The 12,282-nt window shown below is 61.7% G+C and carries 13 protein-coding genes; 2 read left to right on the top strand and 11 right to left on the bottom strand.

The genetic code is table 11. The features are described from left to right. The 3 genes from E8A46_RS03750 to E8A46_RS03740 form a co-directional block, all read right to left on the bottom strand. Positions 1-578, bottom strand: a 578-nt coding sequence (locus E8A46_RS03750; protein WP_291557658.1) for an NAD(P)-binding protein, incomplete at its 3' end; no start/stop codon positions are given. Between the two features lie 238 nt (positions 579-816). Then, positions 817-1,653, bottom strand: coding sequence for an enoyl-CoA hydratase family protein (locus E8A46_RS03745; RefSeq protein WP_291557656.1), 837 nt, complete (start codon positions 1,651-1,653; stop codon positions 817-819). Between the two features lie 153 nt (positions 1,654-1,806). Further along, positions 1,807-2,568 (bottom strand): SDR family oxidoreductase, encoded by a 762-nt coding sequence (locus tag E8A46_RS03740; RefSeq protein WP_291557654.1) that lies wholly within the window; start codon positions 2,566-2,568, stop codon positions 1,807-1,809. Positions 2,569-2,743: 175 nt separating this feature from the next. On the opposite strand from E8A46_RS03740, the gene E8A46_RS03735 reads away from it, so the two are divergent. Then, the gene (locus E8A46_RS03735; protein WP_291557652.1) at positions 2,744-3,193 is read left to right on the top strand and encodes a cupin domain-containing protein; all 450 of its coding nucleotides are present in this window, start codon (positions 2,744-2,746) and stop codon (positions 3,191-3,193) included. 55 nt (positions 3,194-3,248) lie between these two features. On the opposite strand, the gene E8A46_RS03730 is transcribed toward E8A46_RS03735, so the two are convergent. Then, entirely contained in the window at positions 3,249-3,476 is a 228-nt protein-coding gene (locus E8A46_RS03730) for a hypothetical protein (protein ID WP_291557650.1), read from the bottom strand. Positions 3,477-3,586: 110 nt separating this feature from the next. Here E8A46_RS03730 and E8A46_RS03725 point away from each other — a divergent pair, with 110 nt between their 5' ends. Next, the gene (locus E8A46_RS03725; protein ID WP_291557647.1) at positions 3,587-3,778 is read left to right on the top strand and encodes a hypothetical protein; all 192 of its coding nucleotides are present in this window, start codon (positions 3,587-3,589) and stop codon (positions 3,776-3,778) included. Between the two features lie 34 nt (positions 3,779-3,812). Here the strand turns inward: E8A46_RS03725 and E8A46_RS03720 are convergent, their stop codons facing one another. The 7 genes from E8A46_RS03720 to E8A46_RS03690 all read right to left on the bottom strand — a co-directional run. Then, positions 3,813-4,643, bottom strand: a complete 831-nt coding sequence (locus E8A46_RS03720) for a sulfite exporter TauE/SafE family protein (protein WP_291557645.1) — start codon at positions 4,641-4,643, stop codon at positions 3,813-3,815. Positions 4,644-5,125: 482 nt separating this feature from the next. After that, positions 5,126-5,863 carry an ABC transporter ATP-binding protein gene (locus E8A46_RS03715; protein WP_291557642.1) on the bottom strand — a complete coding sequence of 246 codons (738 nt, stop codon included), beginning with the start codon at positions 5,861-5,863 and terminating at the stop codon, positions 5,126-5,128. Next, complete coding sequence (locus E8A46_RS03710) at positions 5,853-6,599, bottom strand: ABC transporter ATP-binding protein (protein WP_291557639.1); 747 nt, start codon at positions 6,597-6,599, stop codon at positions 5,853-5,855. The genes E8A46_RS03715 and E8A46_RS03710 overlap by 11 nt, the downstream gene beginning before the upstream one ends. Next, positions 6,596-7,555 carry a branched-chain amino acid ABC transporter permease gene (locus tag E8A46_RS03705; RefSeq protein WP_291557636.1) on the bottom strand — a complete coding sequence of 320 codons (960 nt, stop codon included), beginning with the start codon at positions 7,553-7,555 and terminating at the stop codon, positions 6,596-6,598. The genes E8A46_RS03710 and E8A46_RS03705 overlap by 4 nt, the downstream gene beginning before the upstream one ends. Continuing rightward, complete coding sequence (locus E8A46_RS03700; protein ID WP_291557633.1) at positions 7,552-8,433, bottom strand: branched-chain amino acid ABC transporter permease; 882 nt, start codon at positions 8,431-8,433, stop codon at positions 7,552-7,554. The genes E8A46_RS03705 and E8A46_RS03700 overlap by 4 nt, the downstream gene beginning before the upstream one ends. A 155-nt stretch (positions 8,434-8,588) precedes the next feature. After that, positions 8,589-9,833, bottom strand: coding sequence for an amino acid ABC transporter substrate-binding protein (locus tag E8A46_RS03695; RefSeq protein ID WP_291557630.1), 1,245 nt, complete (start codon positions 9,831-9,833; stop codon positions 8,589-8,591). Between the two features lie 118 nt (positions 9,834-9,951). Beyond that, positions 9,952-12,282, bottom strand: a 2,331-nt coding sequence (locus tag E8A46_RS03690) for a xanthine dehydrogenase family protein molybdopterin-binding subunit (protein WP_291557627.1), incomplete at its 5' end; no start/stop codon positions are given.

Raw genomic sequence — 12,282 nt, 5'->3', positions numbered from 1 at the left:
TCATATTGATAGGCATGCGCGATAAACGGACCCCACTCGGTCTCCTGGAAAATAAAGGTGAAGGCGTCGAGCGGCCGGGTCGATCCCATCCAGGCGAACAGATTGGAGCGCAGATCCACCTCGGGCTGAAAATGCTCGATGTATTTCTCGCGGAAGCGGCTGTTGATGCCGTCGGCCAGCACCACCAGATCGGCATCGGCAAACCGCGCCTCATCCTCGATATCGGCCTCGAACATCAGGGTGACGCCGAGTTCGCGCGCCCGCTCCTGCAGGATCAGCAGCAGCCTGCGGCGCGAGCAGCCGCAAAAACCGTTGCCGCCGACCCGATGCACCGTGCCGCGGAAATGCACGGCGATGTCGTCCCAATAGGCAAATTCCTGGGTGATGCGGCGATAGCTCGGCGGATCATACATCTCGAAATTGTCGAGCGTGGCGTCGGAAAACACCACGCCGAAGCCGAAAGTATCGTCGGCGCGATTGCGCTCGTACACCGTAATCTCGGCTTCCGGTCGCTGCTTCCTGAGCAGGATCGCCGAATAAAGACCGGCCGGTCCACCACCGATGATCGCGATCTTCATGGAAAGCCTCCGGAACAACTATCGGGCCATCAAGATATTTTAAACCTAAAGTAATTTGCCGGCAAGCCCGACCGGAGCCCTAGGCCGCGTCGTGGCCTCATGGTTCGAGACGACACTACTGCGCCCCTCACCATGAGGGTCGCTGCGGCCTCCGGCCTCATCCTGAGGAGCCGCGCCACCGCGCGGCGTCTCGAAGGATGGCTACAATCTCACGCGTTGAGACGCGCCAGCAAGAGCCTCAATTGCCCTGAAACGCCGGTTTCACCTTGTTCGAAAATGCCTCGAAGGCGCGGGCGAAATCCGCCGTGGTCATGCACAGCGCCTGGGCGATCGCCTCGGCCTCGATCGCCTCCTCCACCGACATCGCCCATTCCATCGCCAGCATCCGCTTGGTCATGGTATTGGCGAAGGTCGGTCCCTCCGTGATCTGCTTCGCCAGGATTTGCGCCTGCGGCAGCAGCTGCTCGGGCACGACGATACGGCTGAAAAACCCCCAGCGCTCGCCCTCCTCCGCGGTCATGAAGCGGCCGGTATAGAGCAGTTCCGAGGCCCGTGACTGGCCGATGATGCGGGGCAGGATCGCACACGCGCCCATGTCGCAGCCGGCCAATCCCACCTTGTTGAACAGGAACGCGACCTTCGCTCCGGTCGCCGCGAGCCGCATGTCGGACGCCATCGCGATGATCGCGCCGGCGCCGGCGCAGATGCCCTCGACCGCCGCGATGATCGGCTGCGGGCAGGCCCGCATGGCCTTGACGAGATCGCCGGTCATGCGGGTGAAGGCGGTGAGGCCCTTGGTATCCATCTTCACCAGTGGGCCGATGATCTCGAAGACGTCGCCGCCGGATGAAAAATTGCCACCGGCGCCCGATACCACCACGGTCTTCACCTCGTCATCCATGGCGCAGGCGCGGAAAAAATCCGTTAGCTCCCGGTAGCTCTCGAAGGTCAGCGGATTTTTGCGCTCGGGACGGTTGAGCGTCACCGTCGCCACGCCCGCCTCCACCTTGAGCAGGAAATGTTTTGGTGAGAACTGCGATAGCGGCAGCGTAACGGGATTGGCTGGTGTGTTCATGGGGTTTTCCCTATTTCGGACTTCGTCATTCCGGGATGGTGCGCAGCACCAGACCCGGAATCTCGAGATTCTCCGATGTGCAATTGCACATCGTAGTTCGATGCTGCGCATCGCCCCGGAACGGCGGTTTCAAACTTCCGCGCTATCCGCGCCTCACACCTCTCCACCCGCCACCGCGATCGCTTGTCCGGTGATCGCGCCGGCGCCTTCGCCGCACAGCCAGAGCACCGCGTCGGCGACTTCCTCCGGCGAAACCAGACGCCCTTGCGGATTGTGTTTGGCGAGTTCAGCCACCGCCTGCTCATGGCTGCGGCCGGTCTTCTTCATGATGTTATCGATGCTGCCGGCGAGCAGATCGGTATCGGTGAAACCGGGACACACCGCATTCACGGTCACGCGCGTCGTTGCGAGCTCCAGCGCCAGCGAACGCACCAGGCCGACCACGGCGTGCTTGGCGGCGCTGTAGGCGCTGACATAGGCATAGCCTTTGAGGCCGGCGGTCGAAGCAACCGCGACGATGCGTCCGTAATTACGGTCCCGCATCGATGGCAGCACGGCGGCAATGCTGTGGACCACGCCCATGAAGTTGACGTCGATCATTCGCCTGAACAGCGCCGCATCGGACTTTGCGAATGGCGCGGACTCCGCGACGCCGGCATTCGCAATCAGGATATCGATTGGCTGCCGCCTTGATGCTTCCGCGATCACGGCGCTGACGGCGGCCTGATCGGCGACATCGGCGACGGCGACGAAATGCGCGGCCCCCGCGGCGACCGCCTGATCCAGCGTGGCGCGATGGCGGCCGAGCACCGTGACGGTTGCTCCGGCCTGCGCCAGCACGGATGCAACCTGGCGGCCAATGCCCCGCCCGCCTCCGGTGACGAGCGCATGCAGGGAATGCGGCAGTCCGGGCATGCGCAGCCTCCCCCGAATGAATTCATCAACCAGAGCTTTGCGTATATTTTAGACTTCAAGCTTTTGCAAGAAATCAGCTTCCAATCGACGTCATGGCTCGACCACCTCGATCGGGGCTGCTTGACAGACGGAACGCCGCAGGTAGCGTCGGACGGACAGGCAGAGGATGAATATCATGGCAGCACTTGAAAAAGGCATCACGCGGAACGGCACGGGATACTCCGGCAAGACCTGGAATATTCTCGGACAGGTATATTTCCCGAAGGCGGTGACCGACTCCACCTTCGCGTTCGAGACCAACAGCGATCCGGGCCAGTATGTCCCGGTCCATATCCACCCGACGCAGGACGAGTTCATCCTGGTCCAGGATGGCATGCTCGACCTGAAGCTGGACGGAGTCTGGGTGCAGGCCCAGGCCGGCGATCTGGTGCGGCTGCCGCGCGGCATTCCGCACGGCTATTTCAACAAGTCGGACAAGCCGGCGCGGGCGCTGTTCTGGGTGTCGCCGACGCAGAAACTCGAGGCGCTGTTCAACCAGCTTCACAATCTGTCGGATGTCGCCGAGATCGTCCGCATTTCGGCCGAGCATGAAGTGAACTTCCTGCCGCCCGAGGCCAATGAATAGCGGAGCAAACGGACGCCAATCCAATCCGCACCGAAGATCTGGCGACGCATCGCCGTCATCGATCGGCGGTTAGCTTTCCCTCGCGCTTCTTCAAATAGAGAAGCGCTTTTACCGTCAACTGATCCTGGTTTCGCTCGCCGTGGATAACGAGCTTGTGGATGTAGGCTTCGAGCGCGAGCTTGTTCCGCTCGGCCGGCTTGTCGTGGAGCATCGCATAGGTACGCCAGGCGCTCTCGATGGCGTCAGACACACCTACCGGCGACGTGCAAAATCTGGGCTTCATCGGCTCTCCATCCCCGTTACAAAACCTCGAGACCCGCTTGGTTCCGGACGCGGGAACAATTTTGACCCTTTCGGGTTGCCGGAGGGTTCCTTGACCTCCAGGAGAGATAGATGAAGAAGATTTCCTACGTTTTGGCCGCCCTGGCGACAATCGCAATCGCAGTACCGTCAATCGCCAGCGCCGGAGACAAGCCGATGATGAAGGAAGGCATGAAGGACGAAGGCATGAAAAAGCCGATGATGCACCATCATCGCCATCATCATCACAACATGAAAAACACAATGAAAAAAGAAGGCATGTGAGACAAATGGCCCCTTAACCGGGGCCATTTTTTTCTCAGCGCGGGGCGCTCTGGGTCACAGCGGCGAGGCTCGGGGACGGCCAATGCCATTCGTCGGACGCAAGCTTGCCGGAAACCATGATCAGCGTCGCCGCCAGCAACAGCCGCAACGCCGTCTCCGGCACGCGGGCCGCGCAGTAGCTGCCGATGACAATGCCGGGCAGCGAACCTATCAGCAGCACGCCCATCAGTTGCCAGTCGACCGCGCCCATCGCCCAATGTCCTGCCCCGGCAATCAGCGTCAGCGGCACCGCGTGGGCAATGTCGGAGCCGACGATACGAGCCATCGGCAGCTGCGGATACAGCAGCAGAAGTGCGGTCACTCCGACCGCGCCGGCCCCGACCGAAGAAATCGAGACCAGCACGCCGAGTGCTGCGCCTACAAGGACGGTCGAACGCGCGATGGTGGCGGCGTCGAGCCGTTCCAGCCGCCACCGCAGCGTCTCCATCACCGCCTTGCGGAAGATCAGCGACACGGCCGTCAGAAGCAGGGCAAAGCACAGCACGGAATTGACCAGGCCGCGGGCGGTTTCGGCGTTGAGATCAAGCCGCCACAGAACGACCAGCGTGAGGATGCTGGCTGGAATGCTGCCGCTGGCGAGCCGGATCACCGCCGGCCAGTGGATACTCCGTGCCCAGCCATGCACGACGCCGCCGCCTGCCTTGGTTGCGGCGGCGTAGAGCAGATCGGTACCAACCGCTGTCGCCGGGTGGACGCCAAACAGCAGGATCAGCAACGGCGTCATCAGCGAGCCGCCGCCCACGCCGGTCATTCCGACGAGCAGGCCCACACTAAAGCCCGATGCGACGTAAAGGGGATGGATCACGGACATTCAGCAGGCCTCAGCATCCACACAGGATCGGGCGATCGCCACGTGGTAGGCCGCCTGACATCGCAAAGTCTCCTCAATGGCCTGGCGCAGGCGGAGGTGCGCGCGCCGGGTCCTGATCAGCATCCATCAGGTAGGATCATCTTTCCCACCGCGGCAATAGCGCCGATGAAAAAAGAATGATCCTTCCGCCAATTGGGGTCCGGTGGAGATTTCTGCCTTTTGGGTCGAAATACCGCGAAACCGGTACCCTCCGACCCGGTTCCCACCGATGGTTGCATTGCCGGATTCGCGGTCGGAGCAACCGCCGGAAGGTAACCCATGCCGGACGCCTGAAAATCTTTCTAACGGCCATCTAGCCGGACGACACCTTCGAGGCGGTCGAAAGGCTTTGGGAGCTGCCGGAAGATGTGGCTCACACCGAGCAATAACGCTCCTTGAAATCATTGTCGGCGAGCATATCGCGCGCCTTGCGCCCTTCACACGACCCCGCCGAGATAGAGCCGCTTGACGATGTCGTTGCCTCTCAATTCGTCGACCGAACCGGCCGCGACGACGATCTCGCCATGGACAATGATGTAACCACGATCAGCGATCCGGATCGCCTGATTGAAGTTTTGCTCCGCCATGAGCACTGTCAAGCCGAGATGCTTATTGAGTTCGCCGATCTTGGAGATGGTCTGCGAGACCAGCAGCGGCGACAGACCTACCGAAGGCTCATCGATCAACAACAGACGCGGCGACGACATCAGCGCACGCGCGATGGCCAGCATCTGTTGCTGTCCCCCTGACATAGTGCCGGCGAGCTGGCCCTGTAGCCCCTTGAGGGTCGGAAATGTCTCGAAGGCGAGCGCCAGGTTGCGATCGATATGGCGCCGGGCGGCCTTGCGGAAGGCACCGAGCATCAGATTTTCCAACACCGTCAGCTTGTGAAACAGCCGTCGTCCCTCGGGAACCAGCGCCACGCCGAGATCAACGATCGCCTCAGCCGACAGTTGTGTCAGATCATGCGTCTTTCCGTCGATCGTCAGCGACATGCTTCCGCGCTGTGGCCGAACCAGACCCGCGATGCACTTCATCAACGTGCTCTTGCCGTTACCATTGGTGCCAAGCAATGCCACGGTTTCGCCAGTCTCAACATGAAACGTGACGCCGCGCAGCGCTTTCACAGCGCCGTAACCCGCATCGAGGTCATTGACGGCAAGGCTAAGTGCCAAGGTAGGCCTCCTGCACACGCTGGTTAGCCATGACTTCGGCGGGTTTGCCGATCGCGATGATCTTGCCGGCCTCCAGACACATCACACGGTCGGAAAAACGCATCACCGCCTGCATGATGTGCTCGATCATGATGATCGTGATATCCTGACCCGCGAGGCTCATGAGGAGATCGAGGACCTCGTCGACCTCCGAGCTGGAAAGGCCGGCCATAGCCTCGTCGGAAATCAGGAGTTTTGGATGCGTCGCCATCGCGCGGGCGAGCTCCATCTTCCGCAATTCTACCTGGCTGAGCTTCGCGGTCGACACATAGGCCTTCGATGCGAGACCCATCCGCGTCAGGATCGACATCATGGTGTCACGTCGCTGCGCGGACGAGACGACCTCGTCAGTGACCACCGCGAAGTCAAGCGCGACCATGAGGTTTTCGGCAACCGTCATGCTTTTGAACGGCCGCGGGATCTGGAAGCTGCGCGCAATGCCGCGGCGCGTGCGTATATGCGGCGGCAACCGCGTGATGTCCTCGTCACGGAAGATCACGGTGCCCGCCTCGGTACGGAACGCGCCGGAAATACAATTGATCAGCGTCGTCTTTCCCGAGCCGTTCGGACCGATCAGGCCGAAGCGCTCGCCCGGACGAATGTCGACACTGACAGTATCGAGGGCGGTGAAGCCACCGAAACGTTTGGTAAGCGTTGATATCCGCAGCAGGGGCGCCTCGGTTTCGGGGGACATCATCCTTCGCCCTCGTTGCGGTTGCGGCGAGCTTTTCCGATCAGGCCGATAATGCCCTCCGGCGCCCCTACCACGAACAACACCAGCATCACGCCGAGTACCAGTACGTTCACTTCCGATGAGATCGTAACGGTTAGCAATTGTTGCGTGGTGCCCAACAGGATTGCGCCAATAACTGGCCCCGCCCAATGCGCCGTCCCCCCGATCAGCGACATCGCGAGCACCGAGACGGAGTAATTCAGATTGAACGCGGATGAGGGGTCCGCGTATTGCAGGTACATCGCGGCAGGGGCGCCGGCCGCGCACATCAGCGCCCCCGAGATAACGCACGCCAGCAACTTCAGCCGCAAGGTCGGCACCCCCGTACATTCCGCGGCGAGTTCGTCGTCCTTGAGCGCCTGCAGGCCGCGGCCGATCCATGAATTTTGAATGTAACGCGAGGTCGCAACCGCCAGCACCACGAGGAGCGCCTGGATGAAAAACAGCATCTGCACATAACTGTTGAATGGTTCCATCGCCACCGGCTGCTGCATCTGAATGCCGGCCGCGCCGCCGACGTATCGCCAATTCGTTATCGATGTCTCGATAACGATCGTCAGTGCAATCGTCGCGATCGAGAAGAAGATACCCTGCATGCGCAAGGTCAGGAGACCCAGCGCGAACCCCATGAGGGCGCCGACGACAGCCGCGGCGGCGATCTGCACGGCGAGCGGCGCGCCAGCCGCCTTGAACAGGAATACGGCGGTGTAGACGCCAACGCCGAAAAAAGCGCTGGTGCCAAAATTTACGTAGCCGGCATAACCGCCGAGGATGTTCCATGCGACGGCGAGGACGATGAACTGCAGGATGACGTAGCAGGCAAAGAAAGGGTATTGGTTGCCGATGATCTGCGTCATCGCGAAGGTAGCCACGAGAAATAGGATCGCCCCGATCCAGAACTGTGTGCCGCCGCGATTCATGATCGCCTTCCGAACAGGCCCTGCGGCCGGACGGCGAGAACGCCGAGCAGCATCGCAAACGAAATGGCCGGCGCCCAGGAGGCGCCAAACATGGTCAGGACGATCGCTTCGGCGACACCAAGGATGATGGCGGCGACGAGCGTGCCGCTCATGCTGCCTAGGCCGGCCATCACCACGACGCAGAATGTCCGCCCTATATAGGAGCGATCGAGCGTCGGGTTGACGGGAGCGACGATGATCAGCAGGGCACCCGCTATGCCCAGCACGGCCGTTGAAATGCCGAACGCCCATTGCTTGATCCGGATCGGGTCGGCGCCCATCAACCGCAGCGCCTCCTGGTCCTGCGCGACTGCGCGTATCGCGCGTCCCATGAATGTTCGCGACAGATACAGTGTCAGCAAGATCGTCAGCGCCGCGGCGACCGCGAACGCGACCAAAAGCCGGAACGGAATCCGCATATCGCCGATCCGCCAGGCCTTGCCGATATAAGACGCGGTGACCGAGCGCTGGTCCACACCGAATTGCAGAATGAGCAGCACTTCGATGATGAAGGCAATGCCGAAGAAGAACGCGATGCCGCGCACACCGGCGTCACTGCCGCGCTTTTCAAATGTCTGGTAATACAGGCGGTAGGCGACGAGACCGAAAACGAAGAGCAGCGGCGTGATCAACAGACCCGCCAGCAGCGGATCGACACCATAGCTTTCATTGAGGAAAAACACCCCGTAGGACGCCATGACCAGAAAAGCCGGATGGGCAACATTGGGAACGTCGAGCAGGCCGAAGGAGAGCGACAAGCCGAGGCTTACCGCGGCATAGAAGCAGCCGAGCAGCACGCCGCTCACCACCGCATCCAGCAGCAGGTCAAATGAAAACAATTGAGGTCCCCCCTGACCCGCTCTTAAACCGCCTGCTCTTAAGTCGCCGCTTCCGCGGTTCGCGCGGGTCTGACAATCTCAATTCCCGTGATTTGGGACGCGTGGTGCGGCTAGCCTTGGCCAGCCGTACCATGGTCAGAGAAAAGCCATGAAGTCTAGTTCCGGGCAGCCTCAAAAGGCGTGATGAGTTCGCCGGACTTCCATTTCGCCGGGAACAGGATCACCTGTTTGCCTGAGCTGCGGAACTGCTCCATGTTCTTGTCGACGATACCGCGGAACTGGGCTTGCAGCGTCGCGGTTTCCTTGCGCTCGCCGTCCGCCGAAAACGCGATCGGGCCAACGATGGTGTTGTGCACGTTCTCGCGCAAATATTTTGCGATGGCCTTTTGGTCAAGCGACCCCGCCGCCTTGACGGCCTGCTCGATGAGTTGACCGCTGGCGAAGCCGAACGGCGCGAGATAGTAGCCCAGCGGATCGACCTTGGCTTCCACGGCCCGTTTCGCGTAGGTCTCGAAGAACGCCTTGGTGCCATCGAAATACATGGTCGGTTCCGGCAGCCATGAATTGTAGTTGACGACGCCGTTGAGCAGCGAGCCCAGGTTTTCCATGACCGCGCCGAATTGCAGGCCAACCATGCCGCCGCCGAAAATCTTGACGTTGCCGCTGACCCCGATCTCATTCACGGCGCGCAAAATTCCCGCCGAATCCGGCGGATAGGACGCGACATAGACGACGTCGGGCTTGGCGGCATTGAGCGCGCGCATGATGCCGGAGAATTCCACCGTGTTTGGCGGATAGGACTGGTCGAACACGATCGGCATGTTCATCCGCTTGGCGACGTCCCGCGCGGTCAGCGCCATATTCTGGGCGAATTCCTGGTCCGCCGCGAGAAGCGCGATGGTCTTGCCGCCGGCCTTTTGGCCGAGTTCAAGGAACGATGCGGCCCAGCTGTCGGGCGGGCCCCAGGGGGCAACGTTAAACCACATGTCGTGGCCAACCTTGCTGTTCACCTGGAACGCGAAATTGCCGATCAAGACCATGCCGCGCTGCTTGACGAGCGGCATGATCGGCGCCGTCGGCACGGTTGCGTATGGCCCGAACAGGAGATCAACCTTGTCGACGTCCAGCAGCTTTGAGTAGATCGCCGGAGTCTCTGAAGCGCTCGATTTGTCGTCGTAGACGACGAGTTCGACCTTGCGGCCGAGCAGACCACCCCTGGCGTTGATATCGTCCCGCCAGATCTCGGTGCCGAGCAACGAAGCCTTGCCGCCACCCGCGAGACCGCCGGTGAGAGCCATGCTCATGCCGATCTTGATCGGCGGCTGTTGAGCGCCGGCGCTTGAGGTCAGCCCAAGCGTGGTAACGGCGATCGTTCCGCCGAGAAATGTCCTGCGTTTCATTGATAATCCTCCCATCGGTCTCGTTTTTTGGGCGTATATTGGATGAACAAAGCGAACATCACAACATACCTCCTCCCCCTTGAGCACATTGCATTTGGTTTGTTGGCATCGTTCTCGTTCAAATTCGCCCCAGCGCCGTCAGGATAACCTGCGGCGTCAGCGGAATCTCGGTAATTGTCGCGCCGAACGGCCTGAGCGCATCGTTCACCGCATTCGCCACCGCCGCCGCCGCACCCGCCGTCCCGGCCTCGCCCGCGCCCTTGGCGCCGAGCTCGGTCTCCGCGGTCGGCGATACCACGTGGCCAACATCGATATCGGGCATTTCGCTGGACATCGGAACCAGATAATCGGCCATGTTGGCGTTGGTCAGCTGGCCGCGCTCGTCATAAATGCATTTCTCGAACAGCGCCGCACCCAGGCCCTGCACCACGCCGCCGCGGATCTGTTCGTCGACCAGCTGCGGATTGATGAGGGTGCCGCAATCCTCGACAACCCAATGCCTCAGCAATTTGACGAAACCGGTGTCGGTATCGACTTCAAGCCACGCGGCCTGAACGCCGTTGGTGAAGGCAAACGGATATTCGCGGGGCACGAAATGGCGCGTCGCCATCAGCTCGGGCTGAATGCCCGGCGGCAAGGTATCCGGGCGGAAATAGACGATCCTGGCGAGTTCGCGCAGTTCGATCCGCGGCGTCCCATCGCTCGCGTTCACCACCGCATTGTTCGCGATGTCGAGCTCAGTGGGGGAGGATTGCAGGATCGCGGCTGCGACATCGAGGATGTTCCTACGCAGGATCTTGGCGGCCTGAAGTGCGGCCTCCCCGCCGATGCCGGCGCCGCGCGAGGCCCAGGTGCCGCCGCCATAGGGCGTGTGATCGGTATCGCCCAGGATGACGCGCACGCGCGCCATCGAGACACCCAGCACACTGCCGACGATTTGCGCCGTGAGCGATTCCGACCCCTGCCCCTGTTCGGTGATGCTGGTCTGGCAGACCACCGCGCCTTGCGCGTCGAGCCGGACCGCAACGCCATCCTGCGATGAAATCCTGGCGCCACCGACGCCGTAGAATGCCGCGCTGGGATTGGTGACCTCGATGAAACTGGCGATGCCGATGCCGCGATGAATGTTCTTGCTTCGCAAGGCCGCCTGTTCGGCGCGCAGCGCATCGTAATCCATCATCGCCATCAGCTTGTTCATGGCGGCGTGATGCGACAATAGTTCGAACCGCAGGCCGGAAGGCGACGCGCAGGGGTAGGCATCATCGGCAATGAGGTTGCGGCGGCGGATCTCGACCGGGTCCATCCCGATCCTAGAGGCCGCCAGATCGACCAGGCCTTCTGTCACCGAACACGCGATGGGGTGGCCGACCGCGCGGTACTGGCACATGACGTTTTTGTTCTGGAACACGACGCGGGCGCGGGCGCGATAGTTCTTCGTCACATAGGGTCCGCCGACCAGGTTGACGACCTGGTTGGCTTCGATGGCGCTGGTGCGCGGATACATCGAATAGGGACCGATGCCGGTGAGATCGTCGATCTCGAACGCCATGATGGTCCCGTCACGCTTGACGCCGATCCGCCCCCGGCAGCGGTGGTCGCGGGCATGAATATCCGTGTTGAAGCTCTCGACCCTGTCGGCGACGAATTTTATTGGCCGGCGCAACAGTTTCGACAGCGCATAAGTCGCCATCTCGTCGGCGTAGATGTGAACCTTGATCCCGAAGGAACCGCCGACGTCCTTGCAGACCACGCGAACCTGGGACTCCTCGAGGCCCAGATGAAGGGCTGCGATATTCTGCACCATGTGTGGCGCCTGCGTGCCCTGGTAGATCGTCAGCCGCGTTTCGGCGACGTTCCAGTCCGCCACCACACTGCGCGGCTCCAGCGTGACACCGGTGTGCCGTCCAAAGACGAAATCGGCTTCCACAGTCTCGTCGGAGCCGGCAAAGGCCGCATCGACAGCGCCCGCGTCGAGGTTGCGCTCAAAGGCAAGGTTGTCGCCGAGCGAGGTATGGATCACCGGCGTCTGCGGATCGAGCGCGGTGCGCATGTCCGTCACCGCTTCCAGTTCCTCGTATTCAACGGCGACGATTTCGGCGGCATCCTCCGCGACGGCGCGGCTCGTCGCCACCACGGCTGCGACCGCCTCGCCCTGCCAGCAGACGCGGCCGATCGCGATCGCGTGCTGGGGGGCGGATTTGAGACCCTTCAAATGCGAGAGCACACCGACCCATGGCGTGATGACGGTCGCAAGCTCCTCGCCGGTCACGATCGCGATGACGCCGGGCATCCGTTTGGCCGCACTGGTGTTGATCCCGACAATCCTCGCATGGGCGTGCGGCGAACGCAGAAACACCACATGCGCCATCCGCGGCAGGTCCATATCGCTGACATAGAGCCCGCGCCCCTGCATCAGCCGCTCGAGGTTGGGGCGCGGGACCACCTTGCC

This window comes from Bradyrhizobium sp. (genome assembly GCF_004799445.1).
Classification (GTDB): Bacteria; Pseudomonadota; Alphaproteobacteria; order Rhizobiales; family Xanthobacteraceae; genus Bradyrhizobium.
This window is presented reverse-complemented; position numbering and strand designations above follow the sequence as displayed.